Source organism: Sphingopyxis sp. CR5, assembly GCF_059693785.1.
Genome location: NZ_JCATIE010000001.1, coordinates 301,765 through 316,329, shown reverse-complemented (window position 1 = coordinate 316,329; position 14,565 = coordinate 301,765). Strand labels below are relative to the sequence as shown.

Genomic DNA, 14,565 nt, shown 5'->3' with positions numbered 1-14,565 from the left:
GAATCCTAAAGAACCCCCTTGGTCGACGGGATCGCATCGCCCTTGCGCGGGTCGATCTCGACGCCCTGGCGCAGCGCGCGCGCCAGCGCCTTATACAGGCTCTCGGCGATGTGGTGGTTGTTCTCGCCATACAGGGTTTCGATGTGGAGCGTGATGCCCGCGGTCTGCGCGAAACTGTGGAACCAGTGCGGAAACAGCTCGGTATCCATTTCCCCCAGCCGCGGCTGCGAGAAGGCCGATCTATAGACGCAGTGCGGGCGCCCCGAAATGTCGAGGACGCAGCGGGTCAGCGTCTCGTCCATCGGCGCATGCGCCTCGCCATAGCGGGCGATGCCGCGCTTGTCGCCAAGCGCCTTGGCCACCGCTTCGCCCAGCGCGAGCGCGCTGTCCTCGACCGTGTGGTGCTGGTCGATGTGGAGGTCGCCCTTTACCTGCATCGCAATGTCGATCAGCGAGTGGCGCGACAATTGTTCGACCATATGGTCGAGGAAACCGATGCCGGTGGACACCGAATAGTCGCCGCTTCCGTCGAGATTGACGGTGATGGCGATATCCGTTTCCTTGGTCGTGCGCTGGACGGTGGCGGTTCGCATGGCGCCCCCATAGCACTCACTTTTCGCCGCGCAAGGTGACTCTCCCCTCTTGACCAGCGAACGCGCGCCGTTCATCCCCCACCGCCATGAGTGAAGACGTTCGCGACAGCCTGATTCCCTATGACGAAATCGTGCAGGACGCGCTGCGCGCCGTGGTCGGCCGCGTCCTGAGTCAGGTCGAAGGCCAGGAAAGCCTGCCCGGCGAGCATCATTTCTATATCACCTTCAAGACGCAGGCGCCCGGCGTCGCGATTCCGGGGCATCTGATCGCCAAATTCCCCGACGAAATGACCATCGTGCTCCAGAACCGTTTCTGGGACCTGTCGGTCGAGGACGATCATTTCAGCGTCGGCCTGTCGTTCAACCAGACCCCGACGATGCTGACCATTCCCTATGCGGCGATCACCGCCTTCGTCGATCCCTCGGTCGATTTCGGCCTGCAATTCCAGGTGAGCGAAGACGAGCTGGCCGATCCCGAGCCGCATGACGAGCCCGACAACGACCGTCCCGACGTTTCGAGCGAGGACGGATCGAACGTCGTGACGGTGGATTTCGGCAAGCGGAAATAGCGTGGCGGGCCCGTCCTGGCCCCCCAGCCGGTTCTGGCAATATTGGGCACTCGCCGGGATGGTGGTGCTGACCGCCGCCTTTTGGTGGGGTGCCGAAGGCTATGCCTATATCGAGAGCCATTATCCGCGCGGACAGATCGCCGACGGCCTGTTGCGGTTCAGCCTGTTTGCCCTGACCCCCGCGCTTCTGCTCGTCTGGGTCGCGGCGGCATGGCTGAAACGGCGCGTCGGTGACGGCGGCTATTGGCAGATGCTGGGGCTGGTCGCGGCGATCTGGGTCGGCGCGGTGCTGGTGACGAGGATGATATTGGGATGAGCGAAACGCGGATCGAAAGCGACAGCATCGGCGAGATAGCGGTGCCGGCCGACGCCTATTGGGGCGCGCAGACGCAGCGGTCGATAGAGAATTTCCCCTTTGGCGCCCGCGAACGGATGCCGGTGGAGATCGTCCACGCGCTCGCGCTGGTCAAACAGGCGGCGGCGCGCGTCAACCGCAGGCACGGCCTGTCGGCCGAAAAGGCCGACGCGATCGAGGCGGCGGCCCAGGAAGTCGTCGCCGGCAGGCACGACGAGCAGTTCCCGCTCGTCATCTGGCAGACCGGCAGCGGTACCCAGAGCAACATGAACGTCAACGAGGTGATCGCGGGGCGCGCCAATGAAATGCTGACCGGCGCGCGCGGCGGCAAGGCGCCCGTGCATCCCAACGACGACGTCAACCGCAGCCAGTCGTCGAACGACAGTTTCCCCACCGCGCTGCACGTCGCCGCGACGCTGGCCATGCGGCGCCGGCTGATGCCCGCGCTCGATCGGCTGATGGACGCACTGCTCGCCAAGGCAAAGGCGTGGGACGGGATCGTCAAGATCGGCCGCACCCATTTGCAGGACGCGACACCGCTGACGCTGGGGCAGGAATTTTCGGGCTATTACGCGCAGCTCAGGCTGTGCCGGACGCGTACCGAACCGATGATCGACCATGCGATCACCCGGCTCGCGCAGGGCGGCACCGCGGTCGGGACCGGGCTCAACGCGCCCGCCGGGTTCGCCGAGGACTTTGCGACCGAAATCGCGGCGATCACCGGTGTCGCCTTTGTGAGCGCGCCGAACAAGTTCGAGGCGCTGGCCAGCCACGACGTGCTCGTCGATCTGTCGGGGCGCCTCAACACGCTGGCGGTCGCGCTGACCAAGATCGCCAACGACATTCGCCTGCTCGGATCGGGACCGCGCGCGGGGCTCGGCGAACTGTCGCTGCCCGCGAACGAACCGGGCAGCTCGATCATGCCGGGCAAGGTCAACCCGACCCAGTGCGAAATGCTGACGATGGTCGCGGCCCAGGTGATCGGCAACCACCAGGCGGTGACGGTCGGCGGTATGCAGGGTCATCTCGAACTCAACGTCTTCAAGCCGCTGATCGGCGCCAATGTGCTGCGGTCGATCGACCTGCTCGCGACGGGCATGGAGAGTTTTGCGATGCGCTGCGTCGAGGGGATCGAGGCGAACGAGGCGCGGATCGCCGATCTGGTCGATCGGTCGCTGATGCTCGTCACCGCGCTGGCGCCCGAAATCGGCTATGACAAGGCCGCCAAGATCGCCAAGCAGGCGCACGAACGCGGCACCACGCTTCGCGAAGCGGCGCTGGACCTGGGCTATGTCGACCCGGCGACGTTCGACCGGCTGGTCGATCCGCGCACGATGCTGGGTTCGGAACCCGAATCGCCCGTCGCGGATTGATAGCGTCGAAGGAGAGTGACAATGATGGCACGCATCGTCGGCAGCCTGCTCGGCCGCGGGATCGGGCACGAAAAGGGACATCCGGTGGCCGGGGCGATGATCGGCGCCGGCACGCTGTTCGCGGCACGGCGCCTGTTCCCCCAGCGCTATGCGGTGATCGCGGCGACCGCCGCCGCCGCTTATCTGACCAAGAAGTGGGCCGATCGCGCAGACGCGCGCCGCGCCGCGGAAGCGGCGCATGCGGCCGACCCGAAAGCGGCGTCGGAGGGCGTGGTCGATGTCTACGCGGGCATCGACGCACCCGACGGTCGTCAGATCGGCGACGCCCTGCCGCCCGCGATTCCCGTCGAGGCGAACGGCGCCCCCCGGCCATCGGTTCACTGACGGGTCAGCCGCCTGCCTGCCACTCTTTCACCGCCTCGACCGGCGCGACGAGCATCAGCACGTTGAGTGTCAGATTGTCGCGGATCGTCCAGAGGGTGAAGAGTTCGAAGACGATCGCGATCGCCAGCGTCGCCCACCAGCGCATCCGGCTTGCGGCGAGAAAGCCGAGAATCATGAAACCGGCGTCGCTCACCGAATTGAGGATCGAATCGCCCGCATAGCCATAGGCCATCGTCACCTCGCGATAGCGGTCGATGATGATGGGCGAATTTTCCAATATCTCCCACGCGCCTTCGACCCCGATCGCGAGCGCCAGCGCGGCGCCCAACGGCGCGCGGGGCATCAGCCAGCGCGACAGGCCGAAAAAGATGAAGCCGTGGATGATGTGGCTGAAGCTGTACCAGTCCGACACCTGCTGGCTGTTCTGGTTCGACTGGACGGTGCCGTGCCACAGGCTGACCGTGCCGCACGGGCAGATCGGCGGGCGCCCCATCGCGAACAATATGGCGGTGAAAAGCAGCATCAGCGCCGCCGCGACGAACCAGCCCTTGCGTGAAATTCCGAAGATGATCCTGCCCCTTCGCGCTTGACCGCCGCGCTCCCTCGCGCAAATAGCCCCAATGGCTGAAACTATGCATCTCGATCGCCGCGGCGTGTTGTTCGTCCTATCCTCCCCGTCGGGCGCGGGAAAGACCACCATTTCGAAAAAGATGCTGGCGGGCGATCCCGACATCGCGCTGTCGATCTCGGCCACGACGCGCCCGATGCGGCCGGGCGAGAAGGACGGGGTCGATTATCATTTCGTCGATGTCGACACCTTCAAGACGATGGCGGCCGACGGCGAATTCCTGGAATGGGCGCATGTCTTCGGCCACCGCTATGGCACGCCCCGCGCGCGGGTCGAGGAATTGCTCGCGGCGGGAAAGGACGTGCTGTTCGACATCGACTGGCAGGGCGCGCAGCAGCTGTATCAAGAGGCCGGCCCCGACGTCGTGCGCGTCTTCATCCTGCCGCCGACGATGGACGAACTCGAGCGCCGCCTCCGCGCGCGCAAGACCGACAGCGACGAGGTGATATCGGCGCGCATGGCGCGCGCGGCGAACGAGATCAGCCACTGGGACGGCTATGATTATGTGCTGATCAACGACGATGTCGAAGGCTGTTTCGACGAGGTGAAGGCGATCCTGCGCGCCGAACGGCTGAAGCGCCGCCGCCAAGTCGGCCTGATCGGTTTCGCGCGCGACCTGATCCGCTCGGTGCCCGAGGCCGATCCGACGCTGTAGCCCTCCGGCGCATTATGATCGTGCGTCCCCGCGAAGGCGGGGACCCATCTCCCGCCCGCTTAAAATCGCATCGGCCGGAGATGGGCTCCCGCCTTCGCGGGAGCACCCTGTTTTCGACGCAACGACCCTTCAGCCCGCCCGCGCCAGATTCGCTTCGAGCTCCGCCACCATCTCCGCACGCAGCGGCTTTGCCTGCCCGTCGGTGCGGCACACGACCACGGTGTCGCAGGTCGCGATGCAGCGGCCGTTCTGGAACATCGCCTGGACGATCGTCCAGCTCGAGGTGCCGATGCGGCCGATGCCGGTGGCGATCTCGACCGGGTCGGGGAAATTGCCTTCGGCCAGATAGTTGATCTCGACCGCGGCGACCATCGTGCGCTCGTTCGCGGGGCGGTCGCCGAAGGGGCGGATGCGGCGATTCATCAGCACGCGGCCGCTTTCGAACAGCGCGGCAAAGGCCACATTGTTGAGGTGGCCGTTGATGTCCATGTCCTGAAACCGCGTCTGGAAGCTCTCGCAGACGGGGTAGCTGGCGGGGTTCAGCCGCCAGCTCTCCGGTTTCGCCATATCAGCGCGGGCCCATGCGGATGCCGCCGTCGAGGCGCACGTCCTCGCCGTTGAAATAGCCGTTTTCGATCATGCACATCGCGAGCGCGGCATATTCGTCGGGATTGCCGAGTCGCTTCGGGTTGAGCACCGAGGCGCCGAGCGCGTCGCGGACATTCTGCGGCGCGCCGGCGAGCAGCGGGGTGTCGAAGATGCCGGGCAGGATCGTGTTGACGCGGATGCTCTCGCTAGCCAGGTCGCGCGCAACGGGAAGCGTCATGCCGACGACGCCGCCCTTCGACGCCGAATAGGCCGCCTGGCCGATCTGGCCATCCTCGGCCGCGACGCTCGCGGTGTTGACGATCGCGCCGCGCTCGCCGTCTTCCATCGGGTCGAGCGTCAGCATCCCCGCCGCCGACTTGGCGATGCAGCGGAAGGTGCCGACGAGGTTGATCTGGATGATCCAGTTGAACGCATCGAGCGGGAAATGCTTGATGCTGCCGTCTTCCTTGCTGCGGCTCGCGGTCTTGATCGCATTGCCGGTGCCCGCGCAGTTGACGAGGATGCGCTCCTGCCCGATCGCCTCGCGCGCCTTGGCGAAGGCCGCATCGACGCTGGCGTCGTCGGTGACGTTGCATTCGCAGAAAACGCCGCCGATTTCGTTGGCGATGGCGACGCCCTTCTCTTCCTGCAAGTCGAAGATCGCGACCTTGACGCCCTTGGCGGCAAGCGCGCGCGCGGTCGCCGCGCCGAGGCCCGAAGCGCCGCCGGTGACGACGGCGGATACGGTGGAATCGAGTTTCATTTGAGGCTCTCCTTAAAGCCCCTCCCCTTCAGGGGAGGGGTTGGGGTAGGGGTCGCAGCGGGGTGCCAGGCTGATCGGCCCACCCCGCTGCGACTAGCGGGCAAGCCCGCAAGTCTCGCTGCCCCTCCCCTGAAGGGGAGGGGCTTGGATCGTTACAGCCGCTCGACGATGGTGACGTTGGCCTGGCCGCCGCCTTCGCACATCGTCTGGAGGCCGTATTTGCCGCCGGTCGCATCGAGCACGCCGAGCAGTGTCGCCATCAGCTTGGTGCCCGAAGCGCCGAGCGGGTGGCCGAGCGCGATCGCGCCGCCGTGGACGTTGAGCCGCGCGTGATCGGCGCCGAGATATTTCATCCACGCGAGCGGCACCGGCGCGAACGCCTCGTTGACCTCATAGGCGTCGATGTCGCCGATGGTCATCCCCGCCTTCTTCAGCGCCTTTTCGGTCGCGAACAGCGGCTCTTCGAGCATGATCACCGGATCGCCCGCGGTCACCGAGATGTGGTGGATGCGCGCACGCGGAGTCAGGCCGTGATCCTTCAGCGCCTGTTCGGAGACGATCAGCGCCGCCGAGGCGCCGTCGCAGATCTGCGAGCTCGACGCAGCGGTGATCGTGCCGCCCTCCTGGAGCAGCTTCACACCCGCGATACCCTCGAGCGTCGCGTCGAAGCGGATGCCCTCGTCGATCCTGTGCATCTCGCTGCCTTCGGGGGTTTCGATCGCGATCGGCACGACCTCGCGCTCGAACTTGCCCGCTTCGGTCGCGGCCCTCGCGCGGCGATGGCTTTCGAGCGCGAAGGCGTCGAGATCGTCCTTGGTGAAGCCATGCTTCTTGACGATCATCTCGGCGCCCATGAACTGGCTGAACATGATGCCGGGATATTTTTCCTCGAGCCGCGGCGATTTGTAATTGCCGAGCCCTTCCTTCATGAACAAGGTCGCGACGCTGCCCATCGGCACGCGCGTCATGCTCTCGATCCCGCTCGCAAGGACGATATCCTGCGTCCCCGACATCACCGCCTGGGCGGCGAACATCATCGCCTGCTGCGACGACCCGCACTGGCGGTCGATCGTCACCGCGGGGATCGAATCGGGCAGCTTCGAGGCGAGGACGGCATTGCGGCCAAGGTCCATCGTCTGCTCGCCGCCCTGGCTGACGCAGCCGGTGATGACGTCGTCGATCGCCGCAGTGTCGAAATCGTTGCGGTCGGCGATCGCGTCATAGACTGCGGCTCCGAGGTCGACGGGGTGGACCCCCGCAAGCCGACCGCCGCGGCGGCCGCCGGCGGTGCGAACCGCGTCGACGATATAAGCTGTAGCCATTGGGGAGTTCCTTTCCTGCATCAATCCCCCTCCCGCTTGCGGGAGGGGCTAGGGGTGGGCCGCGAGCGGAGCAAACATCCGGGGGTGAGCGGACCCACCCCGCTGCGACTAGGGAGCGAGCTCCCAAGTCTCGCTGCCCCTCCCGCAAGCGGGAGGGGATTATAATTTCCGCCCGATCAGTTCCTTCATGATCTCGTTCGTACCGCCGAAGATGCGCGTCACGCGCGCCGCGCGCCACGCGCGGGCGATCGGATATTCGTTCATATAGCCCGCGCCGCCGAACAGCTGGAGGCACTTGTCCATCACTTCCCACTGCAGGTCGGTGTGCCACAGCTTCGCCGCGGCGCCCTCTTCGGGGGTGAGTTCCTTTTTCATGTGGCGCGCGAGCGCCCAATCGAGATGCGCCCAGCCAACCTGCAGCTTGGCCTTCAGATCGGCGAGGACGAAACGGCTGTTCTGGAAGTCGAGGATCGGCTTGCCGAACGCCTTGCGGTCGCGGGTATAGTCGACCGTATCGTCGAAAGCGCGCTGCGCCGACGCCTGCGCGCTGACCGCGATCGACAGGCGTTCCTGCGGCAGTTCGCTCATCAGATAGATGAAGCCCTGCCCCTCTTCGCCCAGGCAGTTGGTGATCGGGACGCGGACGTCGTTGAAGAACAGCTCTGACGTGTCGGCTTCGTCCTGCCCGATCTTGTCGAGGTTGCGGCCGCGCTCGAACCCTTCGCGCTCCGCCTCGACAAGGACGATCGACACGCCCTTCCACGCCGGCTGCACCTCGGTATCGGTCTTGGCGCAGACCAGGATCAGGTCGGCATTCTGTCCGTTGGTGATATAGGTTTTCGACCCGTTGATGACATAATGATTGCCATCCTTCTTCGCGGTGGTGCGCATCCCCTGAAGGTCGCTGCCGGTGCCCGGCTCGGTCATCGCGATCGCGGTCACGACCTCGCCGGCGACCATCTTGGGCAGCCAGTGCTTCTTCTGCTCTTCGCTGCCATAGCGGACGATATAATTGGCGACGATATCCGACTGGAGCGAAAAGCCGGTGGTGACGCGGCCGTAATAGGCGCTTTCCTCGTCGACGATCGCATTATAGCCGAAGTCGAGGCCCAGCCCGCCATATTCCTCGGGCACCGTCGGGCAAAGCATGCCGATCTCGCCCGCCTTGGGCCACAGCGCCTTGGGGACGATCTTGTCCTCGGACCATTTCGCCTGATTCGGGGCGACTTCCTTTTCGAGGAACTGGCGCACCGTCGCGCGGAACGCCTCATGGTCCTCGTTATAGGCGGTGCGCGACAGATTATCGAGCGACATGATCTTCCTTTCCCGTTCGCGGCAAATGGCCGCGCATCGCGGCGCGTCCTTCGAGGGCCAATGGACCTTACGTTTACGTCCACGTCAAGTGGAAATGCCGCTACGGCATGAAACTTGTTGCCCCTCGCCACCGCGCAGGCGGGGGCCGCAGGCCGCCTTTCCTGCGAGGCTGTGTGAACCGACAGCGGCCCCCGCCTGCGCGGGCGCGACGAATAGGTCTGCGACGCTGGGCAGCGGCGCCGGCCCGCGCTAAGGCGCGCACATGGTTGACCTGCTTCTCGACGCCCGCGCGCTGCTGGGCGAATCGCCGCGCTGGAACGGCGCCGACGGACGCCTCTATTGGGTCGACATCGACGCGCATCGCATCCATCGCACCGACCCCGCGACCGGCGTCGACGAGGTGATGCAGCTCGATGGTCCGGTCGGCTGCATCGGGCCGCGCGCCGGCGGCGGGCTGATCGCCGGATTGAAGGACGGCTGCGCGCTGATCGATACGTGGGGCGACACACCGCGCGCCTTCGGACCGCAAATGCTCGCCGACATTCCCGAACAACGCTGCAACGATGCCTGCGTCGACGCCGCCGGGCGCTTCTGGGTCGGCAGCGTGACGAGCGACAAGGCCAACCCGGCCGCGCATCTCTATCGGCTCGACCCCGACGGGTCCCTGTACACTGTCTTCGGCGGGCTGCTGACGAGCAATGGCGCGGCGTTCAGTCCCGACGGCCGCATCTTCTATCACGCCGACACGCCGACCCACGCCTTGAAAGCCTATGACGTCGATCCGGTCACGGGTCTGCTCGGCAAAGGCCGCCTCTTCCACCAGTTCGAGCATGGCACCGGCCGCCCCGACGGCGGCACGGTCGACGCCGAGGGCTGCTATTGGTCGGCGCTGTGGGACGGGTGGCGCGTCGTGCGCCTGTCGGCCGCGGGCGAACTGCTCCAGACCGTCGACCTGCCGGTGCAGCGTCCGTCGATGATCACGCTGGGCGGTCCCGATCTGCGCACCGCCTTCGTCACCAGCGCGGGCAAGAATCTCACCGACGAGGAGCGCGCACGCCAGCCGCACGCGGGGGGCCTCTTCACCTTCCGCGTCGATGTGCCGGGGATTGCCCAGCCGGGCTTTGGCGGCTGAACCGCGCGACGATTTGCGATGGGGAAAGCGACTGGAGGCTGACCTTCCTTTCCTCGTCACCCCGGACTTGATCCGGGGTCCATGACTTCGGCGCTGCTATGGATCCCGGATCAAGTCCGGGATGACGAATATCAGTGAACGGACGGTAACGTTCTTAAGCCCCTCCTCTGAAGAGGAGGGGTTTGGCCGAACGTCCGCTCCACACCCCAATCCGGACACTCAGCCACGCTTGGATTATCCGCCGGCCCGACCTCGCCAGCTTGCGCCGTGCCGCCCTATCGGGTTAAGGCACCTCGACATGGTTTCGTCCGAAACCAAAGCCCCCGGGAGATAACAGATGTCGCGTTCCGCGTCCCCCCACCGGTCCCTGTCGATGTTGCTTGCATCCACCGCGCTTTTCGCGGGTTATGCGGGCATGGACAGCCAGACCCCCGCCACCGCCACCGAACCCTCCGCCGCGCCGGCCGCGAGCGCGCCCGCCAGCGGCAACCCGCTGCTCGCCCCCTGGACCGGCCCCTATGAGGGCGTGCCGCCGTGGGACAAGCTCGACCCCGAACTCTTCCCCGACGCGTTCGAAAAGGCGATGGCCGAGACGAAGGCCGAAGTGCAGGCGGTGATCGACAATCCCGACGCGCCGACCTTCGACAATACGTTTGTGCCGATGATGCTCGCCGGCGAGACGATGGAACGGCTCTTCGCACTGTGGGGCGTGCAGACGTCGAACAAGTCGACGCCGCGCGTCGAGGAAATCGACGCCGAATGGAGCCCGAAGCTGTCGAGCTTCTTCACCGAACTCAATCTCGATCCCAAACTCTTCGCGCGCTACAAGGCGATATACGACACGCGCCACGACCGCGGGCTCGACGCGCAGCAGATCCGCATCGTCGAACGCAGCTATGACGAGATGGTCCGCGACGGCGCCAATCTGTCTCCCGCCGACAAGGCGAAGCTGGTCGGGATGAATTCGAAGCTCGAAGGGCTGTTCTCTACCTTTTCGTCGAAGCTGCTCGCCGACGAAAAGCTCTATACGTTCGTCACCGACAAGGCCGAATTGGGCGGGCTCGAGCCCGCCTTCGTCGCCTCGCTCGCCGCCGCTGCCGAGGCGCAGGGCAAGCCCGGCCAATGGGCGATCAAGAATACCCGCTCGTCGGCGCAGCCGGTGCTGCAGAATGCGACGAATCGCGCGCTTCGCGAAACGGTGTGGCGCGCGTTCGTCAATCGCGGCGACAATGGCGACGCGAACGATACGAACGCGACGATCGCCGAAATCCTGAAGCTGCGCCAGGCGCGCGCCGAACTGCTCGGCTTCGACACCCACGCCGACTACCGCATGGCGGACACGATGGCGAAGACCCCCGAACATGCGATGGACCTGATGATGAAGGTCTGGCCCGCGGCGGTCGCGCGCGTCCACGAAGAGGTCGCCGATATGCAGGCGATCGCCGACGCCGAGGCAAAGGCCGGCAAGGGGCCGAAGATCAGCATCGAGCCGTGGGACTATCGCTATTACCAGGAAAAGGTGCGCAAGGCGAAATACGACCTCGATGAAAGCGAGGTGAAGCCCTATCTCCAGCTCGACAAGCTGCGCGACGCGATGTTCTGGTCGGCGGGGCGGCTCTATGATCTGGGCTTCCGCGAAAATACGGGAACCATCCCGGTGTTCGATCCCAAGGTAAAGACTTTCGAGGTCTATAACCTGAAGACGAACGAGAATGTCGGGGTGCTCTATCTCGACAATTTCGCGCGCGACGGCAAACGCTCGGGTGCGTGGATGACGACCTATCGCAGCCAGCAGACGCTGGGCGGCGACCGCAATGTCCTGGCCTCCAACAACAATAATTTCACCGAGGGGGCGAAGGGCGAACCGACGCTGGTCAGCCTGGACGATGCCTCGACGCTGTTCCACGAATTCGGCCACGGCATCCATTACCTGCTCCAGCACGTCAAATATCCGTGGCTGGCGGGCGTGCCGCGCGACTTCGTCGAATATCCCAGCCAGGTGAACGAGAATTGGCTGCTGACGCCCGAAGTGCTGTCGAAATACGCGACGCACTACAAGACTGGCGAGCCGATGCCGCAGGCGCTGGTCGACAAGATCCTGGCGAGCCAGAAGTTCAACCAGGGCTTCGATACGGTCGAATATCTGGCGAGCGCGATCGTCGACATGAAGCTGCACGACCGCACCGAACCGGTGACCGACATCGACGCGTTCGAGCGCGACACGCTCGCCGACATCGGGATGCCGAAGGAAATCGTGATGCGGCACCGGCTGCCGCAGTTCGGCCATCTGTTCAGCTCCGACGCCTATTCGGCGGGCTATTACAGCTATCTGTGGTCCGAAACGATGGACGCCGACACCTGGGCGGCCTTCATGGAAGCCGGCGGACCGTGGGACCGCAAGGTCGCCGACCGGTTCCGCACGATCCTGCTGATGACCGGCAACGAAACCGACCGAGCCGAAGCCTATCGCGCCTTCCGCGGCCGCGACCCCGATGTGAAGGCGCTGCTCAAACGGCGGGGCTTTCCTACCGAATAGACCGGGCTATCGGGCAGAGGGGGCTTCGGCCCCCTTTGTTGTCGTTGTCGGAGAGGGCCGCCGGGCCGTGCAGGCGATGCGCGCGGCCCGCGCGTCGCGGCGGTCAGGCGCGTCCGGTCGCAGGCCCGGACGCGGGACGTGTCAGAGGTCGACCCCCGCCGCGATCGCTTCGAGCTTGCGCAGCCGTTCCTTGAGGTCGGCGATCTCGATGCGCGAGCCGGCGTGCGGGACCGTGGGATCCTGCGCCGGGACGTGTCCCGCGGCCAGTTCCTCGCGCTTGAGCTGGATCCAGTCCCGCCAGCCGCGCAGCGCGACGAGGCTGACGATCGCGAGCGCGGAGAGCGCGACCGATGCGGTCAGCAGGTTGGTGGTGAGGTCGGACGTCATGGTGCCCATGGATCGGCTCCTTCTTCGTCGCTGTTACGGATGGGACCGGTCGCGCAGCTTCTCGATTTCCTCGTCGAGGCTGACGGCGCGGTTGTTGTCGGTGGCAATGCGTTCGAGCACCTGGATGCGGTCCTTGAGCGCGCGGATCTCGGCCTGCAACGCCTTGGTCTCGGCATCGTCGCGCGGCGGCACGGCATCGGGGCCGTAAAGGCCGCGGCGCCCACGGGACCCGCCCGGATGCACACCATATTTGGCGCGAACGACGCTGCCGATCGTCACGATGAGGACGATGCCGATGACCATTTCAAACGGGTTCATGGGGGAGGATCCTTTCGTGTCTGTCGTATTAGTTGAGCGGCGCGTCGCGCAGCTTTTCGATTTCGTCGGCCACATCGATGCCGCGGTCGGTCACGATGCGTTCGAGGACGCGCACGCGCGCCTCCAGCTTTTCGGTCTGCGTCGCATATTGCGCCGCCTTTTCCGCCGTCATCTCGGACTGCTTCTCGATCATCTTCTGCTGATGCTTCGACCAGACGATGAAGCCCGTAAGGACGAAGGGAGCGAGCGGGATCAAGATCCAGATTTCGTCACCCATGGCGCATCTCCTCTCAATCTTTCCTGTCAGTTGAGCGGCGCGTCGCGCAGCTTCTCGATCTCGTCCGCGACCTCGATACCGCGGTCGGTGACGATGCGTTCGAGGACGCGCATGCGCTGTTCCAGCCGTTCGGTGTGCGCGGCATATTGCGCGGCCTTTTCGGCGGTCTCGTTGCTGATCGCCTGAAGCTGCTTTTCCTTGAACTTCAGGTGGCGCCTGTACATGTCGCCGCCGACGCCCAGGATCACCGGGATGCCGACCACGATGAAGAAAAAGCCGAGAATGAAATAGCCGTTCATCGTTTCGTTCCTCAGTTCGCCGGGCGCCGCAGCGCCTCGATCTCGGCGCTGATGCGGTGCCCTTCGTCGGTGACGATGCGCTCGACCACCGCGAGGCGATCCTTGACCGAGCCGAGTTCGGCGCGCAGCTGGGCATTTTCCTGGCTGATCAGCTTGACGCGCTCCATCGCCTCGTCGCTGGTTTTGGGATAGACCGCCTGCCCCCACGCGCCGTCGAGCGGATAGCCGTTCTTGACGCGGAGCCAGGTGGTAAAGACCCAGCCGGCGATCGCCGCGAGAGCGATGATCACTGCGACGGGAGCGATCGTTTCCTTCAGCAAAATAAAATCCATTGTCCAATCCTCCCTGTCAGCGCAGCCGGTCGATCTGCTCGGCGAGCTGCGCCGCCTGTCCGCCGGTTTCGGTCGCGATGCGTTCGAGCACCGAAATGCGTTCCTCGAGCCGGACGATCTTGTCGGCGAGCTTGGCATTGTCGTTTTCGAGCAAGGCGATTTTTCGATCAGCGTCGGGGGCGGTTCGATGAACCGTTTCACCCCATTCATTCTCGACCGGATAGCCATGCTTGGCGCGCATGCAGGTCGTCACCATCCATCCAACCATCGACATCCCGATGATTATGAGGACGAAGGACGGGCTGCCCCAACTCATTTCCATTCTCCCTGTTGACCCCGTTGCCCGATCGGTTCCTGCTCAGCGCAGCGCGTCGATCTCGTCGGCAAGGCGGCGGTTGTGACTGGTGTAATATTGTTCGATGTCGGCAAGCCGGCGATCGATGTCGCGGAAGCGCGAGCGGATGTCGCGGGTCGAGGCGCTGGGGTTCGAGCGCACGCCCTGCCAGAACTTCGCCTCTTCCTGCGTGGCATAGAGGGCGAAGGGCTTGGGCGTCGCCATCCAGGCGACGAGCCAATAGGCGATCAGCGTCCAGGGGAAACCGCCCATCAGCGTGAGCAGCACCGCGCCGACCCGGACCCACAGCGCGTCGATGCCGCTGTAGTCCGCGATCCCCGCGCACACGCCGCTCCACTTGGCGTTCTGCTTGTCGAGATAGAATTTCGTGCGGCTGGCAGACATC

General features: G+C 65.2%; 20 protein-coding genes. 7 read left to right on the top strand and 13 right to left on the bottom strand.

The genetic code is table 11. From position 1 onward, the window contains the following. Positions 1-5: 5 nt before the first annotated feature. Complete coding sequence (hisB, locus tag AC58D2_RS01435; protein ID WP_497386617.1) at positions 6-593, bottom strand: imidazoleglycerol-phosphate dehydratase HisB; 588 nt, start codon at positions 591-593, stop codon at positions 6-8. Between the two features lie 86 nt (positions 594-679). On the opposite strand from hisB, the gene AC58D2_RS01430 reads away from it, so the two are divergent. From AC58D2_RS01430 to AC58D2_RS01415, 4 genes are read left to right on the top strand one after another with little or no spacing between them, the layout of a single operon-like run. After that, a complete protein-coding gene (locus AC58D2_RS01430; protein WP_497386615.1) occupies positions 680-1,162 on the top strand; it encodes an SspB family protein in 483 nt (160 codons plus the stop codon). A 1-nt stretch (position 1,163) separates the two neighbouring features. After that, positions 1,164-1,478, top strand: a complete 315-nt coding sequence (locus AC58D2_RS01425) for a hypothetical protein (RefSeq protein WP_497386613.1) — start codon at positions 1,164-1,166, stop codon at positions 1,476-1,478. Beyond that, the gene (gene fumC, locus AC58D2_RS01420; RefSeq protein WP_497386611.1) at positions 1,475-2,890 is read left to right on the top strand and encodes a class II fumarate hydratase; all 1,416 of its coding nucleotides are present in this window, start codon (positions 1,475-1,477) and stop codon (positions 2,888-2,890) included. The genes AC58D2_RS01425 and fumC overlap by 4 nt, the downstream gene beginning before the upstream one ends. Positions 2,891-2,911: 21 nt before the next feature. Beyond that, a complete protein-coding gene (locus AC58D2_RS01415) occupies positions 2,912-3,274 on the top strand; it encodes a hypothetical protein (RefSeq protein ID WP_497386609.1) in 363 nt (120 codons plus the stop codon). Between the two features lie 4 nt (positions 3,275-3,278). Here AC58D2_RS01415 and AC58D2_RS01410 read toward each other — a convergent pair whose 3' ends face one another. Further along, complete coding sequence (locus AC58D2_RS01410) at positions 3,279-3,845, bottom strand: DUF2585 domain-containing protein (RefSeq protein WP_497387153.1); 567 nt, start codon at positions 3,843-3,845, stop codon at positions 3,279-3,281. A gap of 49 nt (positions 3,846-3,894) precedes the next feature. On the opposite strand from AC58D2_RS01410, the gene gmk reads away from it, so the two are divergent. Next, entirely contained in the window at positions 3,895-4,557 is a 663-nt protein-coding gene (gene gmk, locus AC58D2_RS01405; RefSeq protein ID WP_497386607.1) for a guanylate kinase, read from the top strand. A 129-nt stretch (positions 4,558-4,686) separates the two neighbouring features. On the opposite strand, the gene AC58D2_RS01400 is transcribed toward gmk, so the two are convergent. The 4 genes from AC58D2_RS01400 to AC58D2_RS01385 form a co-directional block, all read right to left on the bottom strand. Continuing rightward, on the bottom strand, positions 4,687-5,124 hold the full coding sequence (locus AC58D2_RS01400; RefSeq protein WP_497386605.1) for an acyl-CoA thioesterase: 438 nt from the start codon (positions 5,122-5,124) through the stop codon (positions 4,687-4,689). A 1-nt stretch (position 5,125) separates the two neighbouring features. Then, a complete protein-coding gene (locus AC58D2_RS01395) occupies positions 5,126-5,908 on the bottom strand; it encodes an SDR family NAD(P)-dependent oxidoreductase (RefSeq protein WP_497386603.1) in 783 nt (260 codons plus the stop codon). 152 nt (positions 5,909-6,060) lie between these two features. Continuing rightward, on the bottom strand, positions 6,061-7,230 hold the full coding sequence (locus AC58D2_RS01390) for an acetyl-CoA C-acetyltransferase (RefSeq protein WP_497386601.1): 1,170 nt from the start codon (positions 7,228-7,230) through the stop codon (positions 6,061-6,063). A gap of 159 nt (positions 7,231-7,389) precedes the next feature. Then, entirely contained in the window at positions 7,390-8,544 is a 1,155-nt protein-coding gene (locus tag AC58D2_RS01385) for an acyl-CoA dehydrogenase family protein (protein ID WP_497386599.1), read from the bottom strand. Positions 8,545-8,806: 262 nt separating this feature from the next. Here AC58D2_RS01385 and AC58D2_RS01380 point away from each other — a divergent pair, with 262 nt between their 5' ends. Together AC58D2_RS01380 and AC58D2_RS01375 are read left to right on the top strand one after the other, a co-directional pair. Beyond that, a complete protein-coding gene (locus AC58D2_RS01380; RefSeq protein WP_497386597.1) occupies positions 8,807-9,676 on the top strand; it encodes an SMP-30/gluconolactonase/LRE family protein in 870 nt (289 codons plus the stop codon). Positions 9,677-10,091: 415 nt separating this feature from the next. Next, positions 10,092-12,212 carry a M3 family metallopeptidase gene (locus AC58D2_RS01375; RefSeq protein ID WP_497386595.1) on the top strand — a complete coding sequence of 707 codons (2,121 nt, stop codon included), beginning with the start codon at positions 10,092-10,094 and terminating at the stop codon, positions 12,210-12,212. Positions 12,213-12,353: 141 nt separating this feature from the next. On the opposite strand, the gene AC58D2_RS01370 is transcribed toward AC58D2_RS01375, so the two are convergent. The 7 genes from AC58D2_RS01370 to pspC all read right to left on the bottom strand — a co-directional run bounded on the left by AC58D2_RS01370 (position 12,354) and on the right by pspC (position 14,564). Then, positions 12,354-12,608, bottom strand: a complete 255-nt coding sequence (locus AC58D2_RS01370; RefSeq protein WP_497386593.1) for a hypothetical protein — start codon at positions 12,606-12,608, stop codon at positions 12,354-12,356. Between the two features lie 24 nt (positions 12,609-12,632). Next, positions 12,633-12,917: a hypothetical protein gene (locus AC58D2_RS01365; protein ID WP_497386591.1), complete on the bottom strand. Its 285-nt coding sequence runs from the start codon at positions 12,915-12,917 to the stop codon at positions 12,633-12,635. A 28-nt stretch (positions 12,918-12,945) separates the two neighbouring features. After that, on the bottom strand, positions 12,946-13,194 hold the full coding sequence (locus AC58D2_RS01360; RefSeq protein WP_497386589.1) for a hypothetical protein: 249 nt from the start codon (positions 13,192-13,194) through the stop codon (positions 12,946-12,948). A 26-nt stretch (positions 13,195-13,220) separates the two neighbouring features. Further along, positions 13,221-13,418 carry a hypothetical protein gene (locus AC58D2_RS01355; protein WP_497387151.1) on the bottom strand — a complete coding sequence of 66 codons (198 nt, stop codon included), beginning with the start codon at positions 13,416-13,418 and terminating at the stop codon, positions 13,221-13,223. Positions 13,419-13,504: 86 nt separating this feature from the next. After that, entirely contained in the window at positions 13,505-13,825 is a 321-nt protein-coding gene (locus AC58D2_RS01350) for a hypothetical protein (RefSeq protein ID WP_497386587.1), read from the bottom strand. Between the two features lie 16 nt (positions 13,826-13,841). After that, positions 13,842-14,141, bottom strand: coding sequence for a hypothetical protein (locus AC58D2_RS01345; RefSeq protein WP_497386585.1), 300 nt, complete (start codon positions 14,139-14,141; stop codon positions 13,842-13,844). A 42-nt stretch (positions 14,142-14,183) separates the two neighbouring features. After that, the gene (pspC, locus tag AC58D2_RS01340) at positions 14,184-14,564 is read right to left on the bottom strand and encodes an envelope stress response membrane protein PspC (RefSeq protein WP_089216944.1); all 381 of its coding nucleotides are present in this window, start codon (positions 14,562-14,564) and stop codon (positions 14,184-14,186) included. Between the last annotated feature and the right edge of the window lies 1 nt (position 14,565).

Excerpts from the sequence above, each read along its gene's own strand:
- AC58D2_RS01430 (WP_497386615.1), top strand. The coding sequence starts at position 680 with ATGAGTGAAGACGTTCGCGACAGCCTGATTCCCTATGACGAAATCGTG.
- AC58D2_RS01360 (WP_497386589.1), bottom strand. The coding sequence starts at position 13,194 with ATGGGTGACGAAATCTGGATCTTGATCCCGCTCGCTCCCTTCGTCCTT.
- AC58D2_RS01385 (WP_497386599.1), bottom strand. The coding sequence starts at position 8,544 with ATGTCGCTCGATAATCTGTCGCGCACCGCCTATAACGAGGACCATGAG.
- AC58D2_RS01370 (WP_497386593.1), bottom strand. The coding sequence starts at position 12,608 with ATGGGCACCATGACGTCCGACCTCACCACCAACCTGCTGACCGCATCG.
- AC58D2_RS01400 (WP_497386605.1), bottom strand. The coding sequence starts at position 5,124 with ATGGCGAAACCGGAGAGCTGGCGGCTGAACCCCGCCAGCTACCCCGTC.
- AC58D2_RS01345 (WP_497386585.1), bottom strand. The coding sequence starts at position 14,141 with ATGAGTTGGGGCAGCCCGTCCTTCGTCCTCATAATCATCGGGATGTCG.
- AC58D2_RS01390 (WP_497386601.1), bottom strand. The coding sequence starts at position 7,230 with ATGGCTACAGCTTATATCGTCGACGCGGTTCGCACCGCCGGCGGCCGC.
- AC58D2_RS01350 (WP_497386587.1), bottom strand. The coding sequence starts at position 13,825 with ATGGATTTTATTTTGCTGAAGGAAACGATCGCTCCCGTCGCAGTGATC.
- pspC (WP_089216944.1), bottom strand. The coding sequence starts at position 14,564 with ATGTCTGCCAGCCGCACGAAATTCTATCTCGACAAGCAGAACGCCAAG.
- AC58D2_RS01365 (WP_497386591.1), bottom strand. The coding sequence starts at position 12,917 with ATGAACCCGTTTGAAATGGTCATCGGCATCGTCCTCATCGTGACGATC.
- AC58D2_RS01380 (WP_497386597.1), top strand. The coding sequence starts at position 8,807 with ATGGTTGACCTGCTTCTCGACGCCCGCGCGCTGCTGGGCGAATCGCCG.
- gmk (WP_497386607.1), top strand. The coding sequence starts at position 3,895 with ATGGCTGAAACTATGCATCTCGATCGCCGCGGCGTGTTGTTCGTCCTA.
- hisB (WP_497386617.1), bottom strand. The coding sequence starts at position 593 with ATGCGAACCGCCACCGTCCAGCGCACGACCAAGGAAACGGATATCGCC.
- AC58D2_RS01415 (WP_497386609.1), top strand. The coding sequence starts at position 2,912 with ATGATGGCACGCATCGTCGGCAGCCTGCTCGGCCGCGGGATCGGGCAC.
- AC58D2_RS01375 (WP_497386595.1), top strand. The coding sequence starts at position 10,092 with ATGGACAGCCAGACCCCCGCCACCGCCACCGAACCCTCCGCCGCGCCG.
- AC58D2_RS01355 (WP_497387151.1), bottom strand. The coding sequence starts at position 13,418 with ATGTACAGGCGCCACCTGAAGTTCAAGGAAAAGCAGCTTCAGGCGATC.
- fumC (WP_497386611.1), top strand. The coding sequence starts at position 1,475 with ATGAGCGAAACGCGGATCGAAAGCGACAGCATCGGCGAGATAGCGGTG.
- AC58D2_RS01395 (WP_497386603.1), bottom strand. The coding sequence starts at position 5,908 with ATGAAACTCGATTCCACCGTATCCGCCGTCGTCACCGGCGGCGCTTCG.